The sequence below is a fragment of the Pseudomonas pudica genome, assembly GCF_015680405.1.
In the GTDB taxonomy this organism is placed as follows: domain Bacteria; phylum Pseudomonadota; class Gammaproteobacteria; order Pseudomonadales; family Pseudomonadaceae; genus Aquipseudomonas; species Aquipseudomonas pudica.
In genome coordinates, this window is record NZ_JADLJS010000003.1 from 70,380 (window position 1) to 86,546 (window position 16,167).

Consider the following 16,167-nt stretch of genomic DNA (forward strand, 5'->3'; position numbering starts at 1 on the left):
TGCTACTTCAAGAATGAGAAATTGGCGACACTCGTTAGGTCGACGCAGAACCCAAAGCATGTCCAGATCAGCTGCAGTAACGCGTGTCAGCAGGTGCATCGAGCAAACTCACCGGGCAAGAAATCTAACCTCGCCCAAAAGCCCCTGCTCTCAGGGGCTTTTGATGGCCAGCCTTGATCTTACTTGGCTACCCAGCCTTCAACCTCATCGGCGCCGTACTGGGCTTTCCACTCTTTCAGCAGCTTATGATTGCCGCCCTTAGTCTCGATGATTTCCCCGTTGTGTGGGTTTTTGTACTGCTTCACCTGACGAGTACGACGCGGCGCCTTTTCCACAGCCGCAGGAGCAGCGGCGCGGCGACCGGACTGCGGATCGAGCAGGTTGATGATGTCACGAAGGCTAAAGCCGTACTTACTCAACAGATCACGCAGTTTTGTCTCAAACTCGATCTCTTTCTGAAGCTCACTGCTGCCCTTCATAGCTTCCAATTCAGCCAGTTGGGCTGCCAATTTCTGCTCAAGCTGCCTAAACTCTGCAAGACGCGACATGTGCATACTCCGTAATGTGTAGATAGTCTTAAGAGAAGACTAGCGCAGTTGAAGTTCAAAACCAAATGAAAAATTCATGGCCACCAGTCATCGTCTTGCTTACTGCTGCTCCAGTAGCCGTATCCTGAACTCGATAATTCCACGGATAGGTCAATAACTTTCGGGATATCTACTTTTAATGGATCAAGCAGCTCAACCTGTTGTCTAGCCCAGCTAACCCACATCGCTAATGCCATCTGAGTTGCTTCGTCCGGAGGCGAACCTTCAACTGTCGCCTGGATGAACGCTCGCAGCCGCTGAGCGCGCTCCCAGCTTTCTAGATTTTTCATCAGATTTTGACGCAGTTTGTCTAACCGACGCTGCTGGTCAATTACCTCCTTGCGCACCCGCTCCTCTTCTGCCCATCGGCGGCGACTAGCTTCATCGGATAATCGTTGGGCTTTCACGGAGGCGGCAATACGAACGAAACCTGTCAGGATCTGACCAAGCTTCAACTCAAGCTTCCCTGTCTTGCTGTCAGTCCAAGTTTTTTGAATGAGAACCTCGGATCGTGCATCGACGATGAGGGAAAATACGCCAGTGGGCTCCCACCCAAAACGAGCGGCCCTCATCGCTGTAAAATTAGGCTCCCATCGCTGTCCAGGCTTGGTAGGTCTGGGAGGGGGCGGTGGAATATCGAAGCGTTTTATGCGTTCCTGGATTGTGATCAGTAACTCTTCCCCGTCGACTCGCACGAAGCTACCGTTACTACCAATACCCCAGGTGTACCCCAACGACTCACTGGCTTTGATCAAGCTGTCGTAGAGAAGCGCGCAGCGATCCACTTCATTCCGGGATATGTGCGAGTTCAATACCTTGCTTTTGTCCAATACCACTGCACTGTTGAGCTCCTTGGCCTTCCTCGCGGCACCAAGCCATTTATTTACCAACGGATGAGGGTCAGATAACTCCTTTGGCACGATCAAGATTCTAGGGTCTTTGATTACATTTTCTGGCTTCAGCCTTACAGCCTTCTCGACATTTAAAACGTGAAACGTGATTGGCGTGGTGGAGGCTGGGGGCTTTGGACGACGTGGACGTTTTGAGATTGGCTTGGCCCAGTGCCCTCGGGTAGGCAACGTGATGCCCGCTTTGCGGCAGGCCTTCGACAAGCCCACATCCGAGACACCTATTTCCTTTGCGATGATGAGAACAGGTCGCTCCCACACCATTTCAAATAGCTGTTGAGGAGTGAAGGTCTTTTCGACGTACATTACTCACCCTTTGTGGCATCCAAAGCGTTGTACCAATCAGCGTATGGCGAATGGTCTATCCGACAGCGATTGTAGTCCGGGCTGCCGTCGTCCCACCAAACGGGCCCCCGCTCGCCCAGTTCTACCTTGGCAGCATTCACTCGCGCACGCGCAGAACTGAGCATCCTCAAATCGTCAGCGCGCTTGGCCTCTTTGACATCTCGTCGAGCATCCATCAGGTCATGCACAAGGCGTTGCCGCTCTTGCTCAGTCAGCGAAGGGTTCGTGCAGCGCCAGAGTGACCTTTGACAACAAAATAGCGTCCGTCTGGTGTCGTTGGATGCATAGCGCAGATCTCGTGGGCGATACATGAAGGACACCGGATATGACTTAAAGGCTTCATACCGGAAGAAGACGGATCGCCACATTGCCTGAACTGTCGTTCGTGGGAGGCAGCGCAACCTGCCGGCTGCATGCACGAGACGGAGCAAGCCAGCTTTCACTAGCGCCATGGAGCACATTTGTACTCCTGCCTCTTCCTGTCGCTACATCCACCAAACTCCCCTACCCTGCGTGTTTTCCGGAGCCTCTTTGACACAGGGTATTATCGATGGCTGATCACTGAGAGTCACTGGCAGCGTATGACTGAACATAACCAGCACGACGTACCGTCAGGCGCTTTGACGGCGCGGGACGTCAGCCAGGTGTTGCGAGAGGCGGTGTTCGGGCGCCGGACAATGACCAAGATTGGCAGCCAGTCCTGGGAGCAGGTTAACGCCTGCCACTTCGAAGTGGATATAGAGGGATGGCGGATCACGATCTACAACGACTGTGACGAACTGGATTACTGCGAGCGGTGCGTTAGCCCGGATGGGCAGCGCTGGGATTTCGATCCTGGTGACCGGACAGATCCGGTTGCTCTGTTATCGACTTGGGAGCATCAGACACTGGAGCGTATGTTGAAAGCCCTGTAGAGCAATGAGGGGGTGCCCTCCCTGGCCCGGCTGTCGTGAACCGAGCCAGCGCCTAGCGACGTCTCGGCCCTTCGGGCTTCCATCCTTCACGCCGCCGCGCTACGCCCACGATTTCTCACTTTTTCTCCTCTCAAATTACCCCATGCCGCTAGAACGACTTGGCCTTCCAAGCGGCCCCCCTTGACCAAGTGTTACGGCGTTAGGTGGCTTTTACTAGTGACTAGTCTCGGATGGGCCGCCAAGTGCGCGCAGCTGATAGTCAGTAACGGCCTGAAACCTATGCTCAGCCAACAGCCGCAGGCGCTCGAGCTCCGCCCCGCTGACACCGTCGGCTTGCGCCTGGTGATAACGTTTCATAGCCTCCACGGCATCGGTGTACATCGGATGATCAGGAAGCAGGACGCGATTGGGATCCTTCATCATCGTGGTATTTCCTAGGGCCTATACGATTACATGAATCATAGCCTCGAATACGTCAGCTTCTGCGGTAACGGCTTCGCGCTCCATGAAGGCTGAGGAGAGCACCGCAATCCGCATGGCTGCGAATCAGCGGCCTTCCGATGCCACATCTCAACTCAATGTACCGACTTACCTAACGTACCGACTACGTGCAGGTGATAGCCGGCCACGGTCAGGTGATAGGCCTCGACGCAAAGGCGCTCGGACTTTGTGCCGGGTCGGCCTAGGGCGATCGCTTCACTGTAGACACGGATCGCCCCGAGCGCTTGCTTCACTTAGCCATTCCGGCAGAGCGTTTCCGTAAAAGTCACGATGTGGCTGGGTGGAAGCTGGGTGCAAGACACGCATCAATGAGTTGAGCAGTCTCGATCAGTCGCTGGCTCAAAGCTGGGAGAAGCGCCACTGCGACGATAGATCTTCGTTGAGCGAGTTCAAGGACGATATGAAGAACGGCATCGGAGTGCCGCATGATTTCTATCAAATGTAGCCCACTAGGCCCGTTGGCTCCAGAGATCCAATTTTTTGTCGTTCTTTCACTCGCGTTAGTCCAATTTCGCAGGGTCTTAATAGCTCTGTGTGAAGTGCCAAGCTCGTTCAGCAGCGCTGACGCCAAGGCATGGGCATACACGTCAGAGCTTATTGGAAAAGAATTGCCCATTTTCGCGATCATTTTTCCACCTCCCAAATTTATTATTTGATATGCGCCGATAGGCATACAGCAGTCTTGCCTAGGGTAATAGGTATGCCACAAACCAACTGATAGGCCTGCCAAATGCGACCGAGCACATCATTTAGCGCAGAAACCACTAACAGGGCGGCAGCTTATGTCAGGATGTCGACTGAGCATCAGCAGTACTCCACTGAAAATCAGCTGGACGCTATCAACATTTACGCGCAGACCCACAATCTCAATGTTGTGAAAATCTATACGGATGCAGGGAAAAGTGGACTCAGTCTAGATGGGCGCGAGGCTCTTCAACGTCTGCTTGCGGATGTAGAATATAGAAACTGCGACTTCGCCACCGTGCTCGTCTATGACGTCAGTCGGTGGGGACGCTTTCAAGACCCAGACGTCAGCGCAAGTTATGAAGTACGCTGCCGGCAAGCAGGCGTCAGAGTAGAATATTGTGCTGAACAATTTGTAAATGACGGCTCCCCCGTATCCAGCATCATAAAAAGCATGAAAAGAATGATGGCCGGCGAATACAGCCGCGAGCTTTCCGTGAAGGTATTTGCCGGACAGTCACGTTTGATTCAGCTAGGGTATAGGCAGGGCGGCACTGCAGGTTACGGTCTACGACGCCACCTCATAGACCAAACTGGCAGACCTAAGGCAACGCTTTCCTGCAAAGAATACAAAAGTCTTCAAACCGACAGGGTAGTTCTAGCGCCTGGGCCAGACGCTGAGCGAGAAGTAGTGCTAGAGATATATAACTCATTTATTAAAAAGGCTCTGACAGAAAAAGAAATTGCCGATTCATTAAACAGGCGCGGGCTACTTACTGACCTAAACAGGCCATGGACACGCGGTGTTGTACATCAAATTCTTGTGAATGAAAAATATATCGGCAACAACGTTTGGAACCATACCTCAGCAAAACTAAAGATGCCTCGCATCGCCAACCCCGCGGCTGAATGGATAAGAGCGGACGCAGCATTTCCAGCAATAGTTGACCGCTCGCTATTTATCGCTGCCCAGGCAATAATTCAGGCTCGTACACGCTTATGGTCAAATGAAGAAATGCTGACGAGTCTAAAAGACTTATTTCAAGAGCGAGGGTGTCTCTCAGGCCTTATCATTGACGAACAGGAGGACATACCATCAAGCAGCTGTTACCGAAAGCGCTTTGGTAGTCTGATTGACAGCTATCGTCTCATCGGATATGAGCCGGCTAGGGACTATAGTTTCATTGAAGCCAATCGTCATCTGCGAGAACGTTATCCTGAGATACTCACTGATACGCAGCAGAAAATTGAGGCTGTAGGAGGACGAATAACCATAGATCCGAGCACTCAACTAGTGCTTGTTAATGATGAGTTTACAATTTCCATTGTACTCTGCCGTTGCCAGCAAATAGGAGCGAATCGTCGACGCTGGCAAGTAAGATTCGACTTCAGCCTTTTCCCGGACATCACTGTCGCCGTCCGCATGCTTCCAGGGGAAGAAGAAGTACTTGATTACTACCTGTTTCCTATGATTGATCTGGTAGCGCCTAATTTGCGACTCGGCGACGCAAACCCCCGAGAACTGGAACTGTATCGCTTCGAAAGTTTGGAAATCTTGTCCACGCTGAGCAAGCGATTTCATCTGACGAGCGCCGCGTAATGAACGCGCCTCAGGAAGCTCCGCTGACACTACATGTCGCCCGAGCTTCGTCTATTGAACAAATCCCCTTAGAGCTCATCAAGGTTATTAACCCAAGGCAACGCAATAAGAAAGTTTTCGCCAGATTAGTTGAAAATATAGCAAATCTAGGATTAAAAAGACCTATAACTGTAGCCCGCACTAACACAGGCTTCGACCTAGTGTGTGGTCAAGGTAGATTTGAAGCCTTTAAGGTGTTAGGAGAGAGAAAAATCCCTTGCGTGGTGATAACCGCTAGTGAAGTGGACAGATATCTGATTAGTCTAGTAGAAAATCTCGCGCGGCGAAAGCACTCGAACCGCGACCTGCTAGAAGCAATAAATTCGTTACATGATCGCGGATACACCACCAAACAAATATCACAGAAGACGTGCCTAGACTATAACTATGTTGGCGGAATACTAATTTTACTAAGACAAGGTGAAGAGCGATTAATCAGTGCCGTAGAAAAAGGCTGGCTACCAATTAAAATTGCTATAACAGTCGCACGCTCAGATGATACTGTAACTCAAGCAGCCATGCTCGAGGCATATGAAAATGGGTTACTGAAGGGCGAGCAATTAATGAAAGTCCGCCGCTTAATCGACAATCGTCGCGCTGGCGGGAAATGCTTCAAACATCAGAAAACACCTGAAAAGATTACTACTTCCCGCCAGCTTCTTAATGCGTATCAATCTGAGGTGCGCAGACAAAGATTGATGGTAAAGAAAGCAGACATTGGCGAACAACGTCTATTATTTATCGTCACAGCATTAAGAAGGCTTCTCTCTGATGAGTATTTTTGCTCCCTGTTGAAGAGTGAAGGCATTGAGGACATGCCACAGGTTTTAGCCGATCGCGTCAAGGGAGAAATATGAACGAAATTAAAAGCGCGTTTGATGGCAGGCTATTAACTTTGGCAACATCTCAATTGCTGCCATCACGAATTATCCCGGCATCAACTCTCAGCTCGCCTAAGTATTTAACGATTCTAGCGTCCATACGAGAGCTCGGAATCATTGAGCCAATAGCTATACACCATGAGCCAATTGACTTGAATGAGCAACCATCGAGATACTTAGTACTTGACGGGCACCTACGACTAGCAGCGTTAAAACAGCTAGGCGCACAACATGCACTCTGTATGCTTTCGACCGATGACGAGGGATTCACGTATAATAGACAAATAAGTCGACTAACTCCCATTCAAGAAAGTAAGATGATAACTCAGGCTATCGAGAGAGGAGTTTCTGCCGAGCGAATCGCTGAAGTCCTCAACATTAGCCTTGATCGGATCCAGCTGAGGCAAAACCTATTAAAAGGAATAGCGAAAGAGGCCATCGAATTATTAAAAACAAGAATGGTTAGTCAGCCGGTCTTCCATGCACTTAGAAAAATGAAGCCAATGCGGCAGATCGAAGCTGCAGAAATGATGATTTCTGCAAACTGCTATACCGGACGTTACGCGCAGATGGTATTGACCGCAACAAGACCTGAGGACTTATTGGAGACTAAGACCTCAGTCGAAGGTGTATCTCCTGAAAATATCGTGAAAATGGAAAGAGAAATGGAGAGACTTTACCATGATTACCGGCTTGTTGAGGATACTTTGGGAGAAACCATGTTGGTTCTGGTTGTAGCAAAAGGCTATTTGACTAGAATTTTACGCAACGATTCAATTTCGGCGTATTTGCAACGTTTCGAGCCTGACTTAGCTCGAGAACTAATGGGAATTATGGATGCAGTCACAGCAGATGCGAGAAATCTAGAGCGGGAGTAAGGGCCCTACAGTTCAGCTTCCTATGGCCCCATGTCTATCTAATGTACCGACTCACCTAGCGTACCGGCTCTGTACAGTTGATAATCGACCACGGTCTGATACAGGTGATCCGCTGCAACGCGAAGGCGCTCGATCTCGGCTTCGGGTCTGCCCTGGGCCATTGCCTGGTTGTAGGCTCTGATGGCCTCCAGCGCTTGCTTCAGAAGAGGCTCACCTGCTTCAGCCATTCCCAGCAGTGTTCGCTTCATTTGGTTGCCTCTGCGTCGTTAATCATTCAATGTCGCGCTCTATAGTATGACTCTTAGCCCCTTCGGGGGATATGCGATGTGACGCAGCCGCGTGTACCCTATTTCTGACCGCTTCGCGCTCAAAGATTGGAACAGCGTTATTTACAGTAAACAGTCCAGAGCTCATCAACTCGAGTGGTAAAGCTCTGACTCATCATCTCCCGGCGCATACCCCAGCTTGGATCGACCGGCACGCTTGCCAGCCGCATCGTCCCCCTACCCCACCTAGCATTCACCGCATCGAGCACGCCCATCAACTTCTCGCTCGCCACAGGCTGAGCAGCCGCGAATAGGTCACCGGTAATCTCGTTTGGCTGGCTGAGGTCGAGGAGCAGCACCTCCGCCTTGCTGTAACGGAAACCTTTACGGAAAACCCGCTCCACGCCCTCCTGCGCAGCCTTTGTCAGCAAACGCGTGTCATCCGTTGGGTACGGCAGTTCGACAAGAACGCCGTTGGCATACTTCGCCTCATCGGGATTGAACATGCCGGTGCGGATGCTGACGCGTAGACGCTTGCAGAGCGACTGCTGCGCACGAAGCTTCTCGGCAGCCCTGGACGTGTAGGTCGCCACTGCCTCCTTGATAGGGGCCAGCTCAGTGAGCCGGGTACCGAACATGCGGCTGCAGCAAATTTCTTTCTTGGGGGGATCGGGCTCGTCTAGCTCCAGGCAGGTGGTACCACCAAGCTCGCGTACAGTCTTCTCCAGCACAACGCTGAACTGCTTTCTGAGCGACCAAGCGTCGGCATGTGCAAGCTCCCACGCAGTACGGATATCCATAGCCGCCAGGTGGGCGGAGAGACGACGGCCAATGCCCCAAACATCTCCTGCATCGCTCTTCTTGAGCACCCAGTTGCGCTTCAGTTCATCGCGCAGGTCTACAACGCCACCGGTATGGCTCTGCCATTTTTTGGCAGCATGATTGGCTAGCTTCGCCAAGGTCTTCGTCGAGGCAATACCGACGCCGACTGGGATGCCCGTGCGCCGGTATACCTCGACTCGAATCTGCCTGCCCAGCCTCTCTAGATCTCCAGACATACCCGTGAGCTCAGCGAAGGCCTCGTCGATACTGTAGACCTCAGCTGCTGGCACCATGGACTCAATGACGGTCATGACGCGCTCACTCATATCGCCGTAGAGCTCATAGTTCGACGAGCACGCCACGATGTCATGCTTACGGAGCTTGTCCTTTATCTGGAAGTACGGCTCACCCATCTTCACGAAAGGCTTGGCATCCGCCGAGCGAGCGATCACACATCCATCGTTGTTGCTCAAAACGACGACGGGCTTGCTGCGGATATCCAGGCGAAAAACGCGCTCACAGCTGGCGTAGAAGGAATTGCAGTCGATGAGGGCGAAGACTCGCTCAGGCTTTGTCATGACTGCGCACGCTAAAGGTGACAACACCCCATACCTGAAGCTCTTCACCCTCCAGTAAATACCTTGATGGGTAGCGCGGATTCTCCGATTTAAGCACCACTTGACTACCGTCACGGGCAAGGCGTTTGCAGAGCGGTTCGCAGTTCACTGCGGCGATGACAATGTGGCCTGGCTCAGCCTCGATGGAGCGATCCACGATCACGAGGTCGCCCGGGTAGATGCCGGCACCGATCATCGAGTCGCCCTCAACACGCACCAGGTAAATGTGCGGGGCGCGGACGTCGAGCAGCTCATCCAAGGAAATGCGTTTCTCCAGATGATCCGCTGCTGGCGAGGGGAAGCCCGCAGGGACATGAAATGAGAATAGCGGGAGCTTCACTCCGCTTGGTTCAAGGGGGCCGAGGATGGTGACCATGCCGAAAACACCTATACTGTATATTCGTACAGTAAAGCGTTTTCACCGGATTTGGTCAATCTAGAGCAGAGCAGATTAGATGGCCGGCACCTCAATCTCCTTTGGCAAGGGAGGGCCGTCGCCCATAGCGAACGCTTGGTTTAGTATCAAGTCAGTCGCGTTGCGCCCACTGCCCACGCGCTACGCTTAGTCAGGCTCAACGAAAAAGATACGCAATTAGGACGGAGGGCGGGCTGTATGCGGTTGTCGACATTCATCACTCAGCACATGGACACCATCCTCCAGGCCTGGGAGGACTTTGCTCGTACCGTTGAGTTACCTCGCGAACCGCTCAGTGACAAAGGCTTGAGAAATCATGCTGCCTTTATCCTGCAAGCCGTGGCTCGCGATATGGATACGCCGCAAAGCTTGCAGCAGGAGATCGACAAATCTCAGGGCTTAGGCCCATCTGTTGTGGAAGAAAGCGCTGCTGAGACACATGCTGCACTTCGCTTTCTGGATGGATTCACCCTCGATCAGATGGTGTCCGAATACAGAGCCCTCAGATCTAGCGTGCTAAGACTTTGGCTTTCACAGGGAGCCTCACTCGATCAAGCGGATCGAGTACCCGAAATCATCCGTTTCAACGAAGCTATCGACCAGGCGCTCGTCGAGTCCATCGCATCCTATGGCAAGGCTGTCGATACCACACGCAAAATGGTGCTGGGGGTACTGGGTCACGATCTTCGATCACCACTAACGGCCATTAAAATGGGAGCGGCCCTGCTTACCAAAGCGAAGCAGTGGGGAGAGCGTGAACAGAGCTTGGCGGTGCAGATCGACACCAGTGCCGAGCGCGCCAATCAGTTGGTAAATGATCTGCTGGATCTCGCCAGATGTAACCTAGGCCTAGGCATCACGGTACAACGTCAGGATATCAATCTGACTTCGTTGTGTGCCAGGGTGGTACAAGAGGTCTGCTTCGCCCATCCACAGGTTAACGTCGTTTTCGAACGTACCGATGCACTGGCGGCGAGCGTCGATCCGCTACGCATGAGTCAGGTGATATCCAATCTGATGGTAAATGCCATACGACACGGGGATGTTGAGCGACCAATCCGAGTAGGTGCAACCTGCGTTGAGAACATGGCCGTAATTGAGGTACATAACTGGGGAAAACCAATCTCTGCCGAGCAGATCACTTACCTGTTTGATCCTGAAGCACGCCTGACACGCGCAAGTCGTGCTGGCGGTGAGCAGAGCCAAGGTTTAGGGCTAGGTTTGTTCATAGCCAAGGAAATTACAGCCAGCCATGCCGGCACCATTCATGTTGTATCTAGTCCTGAGCAAGGCACGACTTTTAGGGTGAGTTTTCCGAGACAGCCAACGACATAAGCCCTCCCACTTTAACAAGCGAAAGCTTGCTCTTTGACTTTGGAGAGAAACCTTAAGGTTAGCTGGGTCGAAAGCCGTCGCTTGCCTGCGCTGCCGGGAGACTGGCCCAGAAAAACTATTTTGGTGACTAACGAAAAAAAGCCCGCGCTTTGGGCACGGGCCGCTCAGAGAGCAAGACCCGCCCTGATCAGTTATCCAGTTCGTCTTTGATAATCTTGCCGTCGTGCGGATCAACCTGGAATTCGTATTGCTTGCCATCACCCTTGATCCCCTCGCCTTCCCAATGACCATCGTCGGCTTCGATCTTGGTAATCTGGGTGTAGCCTGCGCCTTTCAAGGTGGCCTCAGCCTGATCCTTGTTCACCTTCCAATCAGCACCGGGCGTATCAGCCCATGCCGAAGTAGCCCCCATAGCACCAACTAATGCCAGGCCAGTGAACACTCGAGTCATCGCTTTCATCGCTAACATCCTTTTTTATGACAGTTAACGATCTGACCCGAACGCTGATCTTGACGTTCAGTTTGTGTTGAAAGCCGACACTGATTGCGGGCGCCCATCATGGTGAACGAGCTCTTGGAGGTCTCGTGAAAGCAAAGCAGCGGCTGTGGGCTTCAGCATGGTTGAGCTCAAGTCCTCCCAACAAGCCCACTTACAGGCGACGATGCCTCTGCCAAGCACGACGCTGCAACTGTCAGGTAAATCAGTCGCAAAAATGTGGTGAAGAACGTTGCCCACCTCGACGGTGCCCACAGCTTTTAAGCCTGAGCAATGAAGCGCGAGAGCCTTCCAAAGCTCGCGAGCAGCGGCAACGATTGGCGCCTCACCGGGCGCAAGCACGCCGCTTGGAAACTTCCATTTAGCACCCTTCCTGCGGACAAGTAGAACCTTGTCGTTTCGTGAGCAGATGATCGTGGCCTTAGCTCTGGGCGGGTGATGCTTGGCGACGCTCATGAGGGATCGCACCTGAAGAATGCGCGACATCCTGAACGCAGGGGCGGGCTTCCGTATGCTGATGACACCAACGTTCGGAAACGAGTTCAGGTCATCCGTCGGCGCTCGGAAATGGGGGTTAGAGATCATAGTGCTCGGTGTCACTACGAATCTTCAGCCATGGCCTACACACCTAGATCCAGCTCCTTCAAAGCCCAACTCGCGCCCGATATAGCTTGAGTCACCTTCTGTACAGGTTGATCCGCTCGCGCCGAATTGGTTGTTGCGACGGGCACATTCGTAATCCGCCTCGGCACGAGTAGGGAAATTCAAAACCAACCTGGTTTTGCTGTGGTTATCGTAGAGGTCGAAGCCTGCCCCAGAAGCATTGGGAACTCCGATGCGGCGAGGAAAAATCTCCTTTTCCGTGGGTACAGCGGGAACCACGACAAAGCGCATCTGCATGATCATCCCTCATCTAGCATGACCTAAGTATTAGTCTCCTTGTGCAGAAACCTCAAGACTACTCATGCTGCATGGCTGAGTTCACCGGCAAGCATCCACTGGAGCCGCCGCGCTTGTGGAATTAGGACAGGCACGGCTCATGGGCAATGATCATGCGTATGAAAGCTATTGGGGCAGTTCCAGCCTGGATGGCACCTAAAAATCACGAGAGTCATGTTTGAGCATGCACTGGAATGTCCTGAAATGATTGAGAACACCGACCTAGACGAAACGGACTAAGCTCGCTTGAAGGAGATGTAATCAGGAGGCAAGGATGCGACATCCAGGAACAGTATTTTGGGCAGGGGCTGATCCAGCCCTGCAGCACCATTCCCACGATGAATAGCTAGATGACGGAGCCAAACTCGATATTCAGGTTCGGCTCTCCCGCGCTGGGAACACTCAGTTGTTTATAGGGATCTATGAACGCTCGGGCTTGGCAAGGATTGAGGAAGCCTATGCAAAACGCCCCGGTGAATCGGTGACTCGAGCCATGGCGTGGGGTGCTCGCCGGGGTCGTGCGCTGGCTCCATCCACCTTGGAGCCAAAGCAGCACATGGGTTAGGAGGATAGGCATTGGTTGATCAGCTGGCCCACTTGGACGCTAAGATCGCGTTCCTAGATCAGGTAGCTGCCGAGCTGGAGCGCCAGGTTGGGCCCAGCCCTGTGACTCGCACTCTGGTCATCGCCTGGCTCACCGAGTGGGTGAAGAAGCCGGGCGGATTGAAACCCGATTTGCCTCACCTACCTCAGTCTCTCAAAGCGGAATATGCCGCCTGGACTCATCAAGCCGTGGATCGCTGAGAAAATTGCGCCCCACGGCTTCCAGCAGTGTGTTCAAGCAAGCCGTTGCGAAGGCTGGTTTCGCTCGGTAGCAAGGCACCTCGCACGGCCAACACCCTAGGCCAGAGCCCTGGTCATTGACTCTCCTGGGCGTGTGTCGAAGGCCTCCTCATGCAGCGCCATACCGCTAAAGGCATACACGCCTATGAACATTTGCGTGCTGCCCGTTCGCGATAACCGCACTTGGATATCCATCGTCGTACCGTCGTCCAGCGTCTCATCGTGAGTTCGGTGATGAAGCGTCGGATCTGACCATTTCCAGAAAATGTCACCGCGTATGCGCATGCCGCCCTCCTACGACTTTAGTCTTATGCCAGGGTGTCTGTACCATAGCGCAACTGAGCGGCAACGCATCCCCGCCGAGCGGAAAAGTCGTAGCAAGATGTCGAGATGTGACGTATGCAATGTCAATGCCTTCAGCAAAACTCGGTATGACCAAGAATCTTGAAAGCTTTCCGAAGATTGCTCCTCAACGCCGACCGGCACCACTCCCCCATAGCCAAGAGCGTGGCATGAGATTGGAGACGAGCTCGATCTAACACCACCTGCCCCCCGCGTTTCCTCATCAAAAATTTCGCTAGTTGCTCTTTAACGACGCTTCCGTCCTGGGCACAGGGCAGCTTGACTTCCAGTCCCCCGACCTGCGCATGGACGGAGATCCGCCTGGCACAGAGGGTGTCAAAGGCACAACGTAACAATTCACGGACGACACGGCGTTCTTTGGCTGAGCCTTCGTCAGCCACCGCCGCCAGGCAGGCCGCTACGAGTACCTCTGCCACCAATTGCTCGGCTTGTTCAACATTCTGACGCTGCATAACAAATCCTTGCCCTGAAACACGGCTAGTCCTTAGGCCGCTTCACGCTTTCATGCCGCTACGTTGCATCACCACAGCGGCTCATGAGCCCCTCGATTGGAGTTCTCTGGCGGAAGCTGGTTCACCTTGAGTGTGCCTACGAAGCGAACTGAATTTTCTGAGTAACCGCGATGTCGTAGTGATGGCGTGCTGCTACGTCTCGCTGAAATTCAGCAGATAGACCTGGATGTCTCTCCCTTCCAGCAGCCGCTCTCCCGAGTATGAGTAATGACAGAGCTGCACCCCGTCGCAAAAAAAGACCATCATGCCGTCCTCATCGTTGAGGACGAACCCTTGATTCGAGAGCTTTTGACCCTCTATCTGGAAGATTGGGGTGCCGTTGTCACAGCGGTGGCTACCGCTGATGCCGGTAAGTTGGAGTTAATGAAACAAGACTGGGCGTTGCTGCTCACGGACGTGCAAACGCCGGGCTTGCTGAATGGAGTCGACCTCGCCTGGATCGCTAACCAGCTAAATCCTGAGATTCGCCTCATCGTAATGAGTGGCTACTACGACTTCGTAGCTCGCGCTCTCCCTGACAATGCGCTGTTCTTGCCTAAGCCCTGGCCGGTAACCAAGCTCCAGGAAGTAATTTTTGACCAGCTATCAAAACTAGCAACGGCTGAGCCGGGGGACGTATTCAATCGCCTGGTTTCTACAGTTTGAAGCGGACGTGGATACAGCTTTTACGATCTGTCCGATCCACCTCAACAGCCGCGCTGCCGTAGCCGGAATAACTTTTGACCAAGCGCATGCCGAGGCCAGTGCCCGTCGGCTTAGGGTAATTATCAGGGAAGCCATCGCCTTCATCCCTGACAGTGAGTAAGGCATGGTCGCCGGCATGCTTGACGGTCACCTCGATGGCGCCCTTGCCGTACTTGAGGGCATTGGTGATCAGTTCAGAAATGACCAGTCCCAAGGGCGCCATTCTTTCTGGGGGCAAGACGAAATCGTCAGCCTCCAGCACAATTTTTCGGTCGGCCAAGGCTCTGCCCAGATCCCCCAGCAGCGCATTGAGGTAGTCACGAGCGCGTAGATCCTGGTCTTCGGCAGCTTGATAGAGCCGCTCGTGAACCGTTGCAATGGTCACCACTCGGCCTGCGGCGGTTTCAAGTTGCAATTTGACCGCTACATCAGACGTGAGATTGGCCTGCAGCAACAGCAGTGTGTTTACCAGGTGAAGGCTGTTCTTGACGCGATGGTGGATCTCTTCGAGATAGAGGTCGCTTCGGTTTTGCTTGCTATTCTGAGCATCGATGAGCGACAGCAATTGAGCTTCATATTGATGACGCTCGGTGATATCTCGCGATACGGCAATCATTCGCTCGACCTTGCCGTCCGCTCCGAGGATCGGCGCCACCGTCACGTCCCACCATTTTGGATCATCTGCAGAGATAGGGTGATAGGCCTCGAATCGAGCGGTTTCCGCGACGCTTACTTTTCCCATAGCCTCGCACACAAGTGAGCGAGATTCCTCGGGCCACAAGTCTTGCCACCGCTGGCCTTTCACGTCCGCCAGCTGGGTAGCCAGGAAGAGTAGCCCCGTTTCGTTCATGAACTCCATTTCGCCGCTTGAAGTCAGGATCTCGACCCAGTCTGGACTCGCGTTCAGAAGTGTTTCCGAATACGGGTCGGGAAGAGCGATATCTGTTCCCGCAGATATTCGCTCAAGGGCCATGGAAATTACGTTCGAGATACCCTCCAAAAATACAAGATCGCTCTCTACGAAATCGTCCCCGTCACTGCTATCAGCTTCGAGAACGCCAAAGGGGCTAAGCACGCCCCGGATCGGTACGTTGATAGCCCGTTCGATTCCGTATTTTTTTAGCAACTCCGGTGTTCGGAAGCGGTTCTCCATGCCCAGATGGTTCGAGAGCACTGGCCTGTAGGTAGCCAATGCATAGCCTGCCGGGCTTGCTTCATCAGCACCCACAGTAGCCTGACCGATGTCAGAAGCGTCCCAGCCCACGCCGTGTGACAAGATGAACCCTTCCCCCTCCTCTGCCGGCTGCAGCACCTTGGCGAAGCGAGTGCTCATCCCTTCAGCGACGACTTCACAGGCATGGGTCAACAACACATCCAGGTCAGTCACTTTCAAGGACATCACGCCGAACTCCACCACCAGTTCATGTTGGCGGTGCAGGCGAATGTGGGTCTTCTTCAAGGCCGCTCGGATAGTTTCGTCAACTGGTAGTTGCTGCATGGTCTTCCCTTCAGATTGACGGTATTCGCCCCGAAACCCG

Annotated in this window: 16 protein-coding genes and 4 pseudogenes; 7 read left to right on the plus strand and 13 right to left on the minus strand. The window is 53.1% G+C overall.

Annotation, left to right across the window (positions count from 1 at the left end; genetic code table 11):
- Positions 1–179 precede the first annotated feature (179 nt).
- The 3 genes and pseudogenes from IRZ77_RS03380 to IRZ77_RS26860 form a co-directional block, all read right to left on the minus strand.
- Positions 180–548 carry a histone-like nucleoid-structuring protein, MvaT/MvaU family gene (locus IRZ77_RS03380; RefSeq protein WP_196172871.1) on the minus strand — a complete coding sequence of 123 codons (369 nt, stop codon included), beginning with the start codon at positions 546–548 and terminating at the stop codon, positions 180–182.
- A 74-nt stretch (positions 549–622) separates the two neighbouring features.
- A complete protein-coding gene (locus tag IRZ77_RS03385) occupies positions 623–1,801 on the minus strand; it encodes a hypothetical protein (protein ID WP_196172873.1) in 1,179 nt (392 codons plus the stop codon).
- Positions 1,801–2,126, minus strand: a pseudogene (locus IRZ77_RS26860) (hypothetical protein). The gene IRZ77_RS03385 and the pseudogene IRZ77_RS26860 overlap by 1 nt, the downstream one beginning before the upstream one ends.
- A 295-nt stretch (positions 2,127–2,421) precedes the next feature.
- On the opposite strand from IRZ77_RS26860, the gene IRZ77_RS03390 reads away from it, so the two are divergent.
- Entirely contained in the window at positions 2,422–2,754 is a 333-nt protein-coding gene (locus tag IRZ77_RS03390) for a DUF7693 family protein (protein WP_186600986.1), read from the plus strand.
- A 213-nt stretch (positions 2,755–2,967) separates the two neighbouring features.
- Here IRZ77_RS03390 and IRZ77_RS03395 read toward each other — a convergent pair whose 3' ends face one another.
- Complete coding sequence (locus tag IRZ77_RS03395) at positions 2,968–3,177, minus strand: hypothetical protein (protein WP_023663148.1); 210 nt, start codon at positions 3,175–3,177, stop codon at positions 2,968–2,970.
- A gap of 808 nt (positions 3,178–3,985) precedes the next feature.
- On the opposite strand from IRZ77_RS03395, the gene IRZ77_RS03400 reads away from it, so the two are divergent.
- From IRZ77_RS03400 to IRZ77_RS03410, 3 genes are read left to right on the plus strand one after another with little or no spacing between them, the layout of a single operon-like run.
- Positions 3,986–5,539 carry a recombinase family protein gene (locus IRZ77_RS03400; protein WP_196172874.1) on the plus strand — a complete coding sequence of 518 codons (1,554 nt, stop codon included), beginning with the start codon at positions 3,986–3,988 and terminating at the stop codon, positions 5,537–5,539.
- Complete coding sequence (locus IRZ77_RS03405) at positions 5,539–6,435, plus strand: ParB/RepB/Spo0J family partition protein (RefSeq protein ID WP_139657731.1); 897 nt, start codon at positions 5,539–5,541, stop codon at positions 6,433–6,435. Before IRZ77_RS03400 ends, IRZ77_RS03405 begins: the two co-directional genes overlap by 1 nt.
- A complete protein-coding gene (locus IRZ77_RS03410) occupies positions 6,432–7,337 on the plus strand; it encodes a plasmid partitioning protein RepB C-terminal domain-containing protein (protein WP_023663152.1) in 906 nt (301 codons plus the stop codon). The genes IRZ77_RS03405 and IRZ77_RS03410 overlap by 4 nt, the downstream gene beginning before the upstream one ends.
- Before the next feature lie 38 nt (positions 7,338–7,375).
- Here IRZ77_RS03410 and IRZ77_RS03415 read toward each other — a convergent pair whose 3' ends face one another.
- The 3 genes from IRZ77_RS03415 to IRZ77_RS03425 form a co-directional block, all read right to left on the minus strand.
- Positions 7,376–7,585 carry a hypothetical protein gene (locus IRZ77_RS03415; protein WP_139657732.1) on the minus strand — a complete coding sequence of 70 codons (210 nt, stop codon included), beginning with the start codon at positions 7,583–7,585 and terminating at the stop codon, positions 7,376–7,378.
- Between the two features lie 137 nt (positions 7,586–7,722).
- Positions 7,723–9,003 carry a translesion error-prone DNA polymerase V subunit UmuC gene (gene umuC, locus IRZ77_RS03420; RefSeq protein WP_196172876.1) on the minus strand — a complete coding sequence of 427 codons (1,281 nt, stop codon included), beginning with the start codon at positions 9,001–9,003 and terminating at the stop codon, positions 7,723–7,725.
- On the minus strand, positions 8,990–9,418 hold the full coding sequence (locus IRZ77_RS03425; RefSeq protein WP_196172878.1) for a LexA family protein: 429 nt from the start codon (positions 9,416–9,418) through the stop codon (positions 8,990–8,992). The genes umuC and IRZ77_RS03425 overlap by 14 nt, the downstream gene beginning before the upstream one ends.
- Positions 9,419–9,685: 267 nt before the next feature.
- On the opposite strand from IRZ77_RS03425, the gene IRZ77_RS03430 reads away from it, so the two are divergent.
- Entirely contained in the window at positions 9,686–10,792 is a 1,107-nt protein-coding gene (locus tag IRZ77_RS03430) for a sensor histidine kinase (protein WP_230386337.1), read from the plus strand.
- Positions 10,793–10,979: 187 nt separating this feature from the next.
- Here the strand turns inward: IRZ77_RS03430 and IRZ77_RS03435 are convergent, their stop codons facing one another.
- From IRZ77_RS03435 to IRZ77_RS03445, 3 genes and pseudogenes are all read right to left on the minus strand, one after another.
- Entirely contained in the window at positions 10,980–11,252 is a 273-nt protein-coding gene (locus tag IRZ77_RS03435; RefSeq protein ID WP_087534944.1) for a PepSY domain-containing protein, read from the minus strand.
- A 57-nt stretch (positions 11,253–11,309) separates the two neighbouring features.
- A complete protein-coding gene (locus tag IRZ77_RS03440) occupies positions 11,310–11,744 on the minus strand; it encodes an NUDIX domain-containing protein (protein WP_087534949.1) in 435 nt (144 codons plus the stop codon).
- A gap of 234 nt (positions 11,745–11,978) precedes the next feature.
- Positions 11,979–12,194 (minus strand): annotated as a pseudogene (locus IRZ77_RS03445) (hypothetical protein); the annotation flags it as partial.
- A 307-nt stretch (positions 12,195–12,501) separates the two neighbouring features.
- On the opposite strand from IRZ77_RS03445, the pseudogene IRZ77_RS26865 reads away from it, so the two are divergent.
- Positions 12,502–12,792, plus strand: a pseudogene (locus IRZ77_RS26865) (hypothetical protein).
- Between the two features lie 338 nt (positions 12,793–13,130).
- Here IRZ77_RS26865 and IRZ77_RS26870 read toward each other — a convergent pair.
- Positions 13,131–13,355: pseudogene (locus IRZ77_RS26870) on the minus strand (hypothetical protein); the annotation flags it as partial.
- Between the two features lie 131 nt (positions 13,356–13,486).
- Complete coding sequence (locus tag IRZ77_RS03450) at positions 13,487–13,885, minus strand: hypothetical protein (RefSeq protein WP_196172882.1); 399 nt, start codon at positions 13,883–13,885, stop codon at positions 13,487–13,489.
- Positions 13,886–14,152: 267 nt separating this feature from the next.
- Between IRZ77_RS03450 and IRZ77_RS03455 the strand changes: the two genes are divergently transcribed.
- Positions 14,153–14,590 (plus strand): response regulator, encoded by a 438-nt coding sequence (locus IRZ77_RS03455; protein WP_196172884.1) that lies wholly within the window; start codon positions 14,153–14,155, stop codon positions 14,588–14,590.
- Here the strand turns inward: IRZ77_RS03455 and IRZ77_RS03460 are convergent.
- Positions 14,580–16,127 carry a sensor histidine kinase gene (locus IRZ77_RS03460; RefSeq protein WP_196172887.1) on the minus strand — a complete coding sequence of 516 codons (1,548 nt, stop codon included), beginning with the start codon at positions 16,125–16,127 and terminating at the stop codon, positions 14,580–14,582. The genes IRZ77_RS03455 and IRZ77_RS03460 overlap by 11 nt on opposite strands.
- Positions 16,128–16,167: the final 40 nt, after the last annotated feature.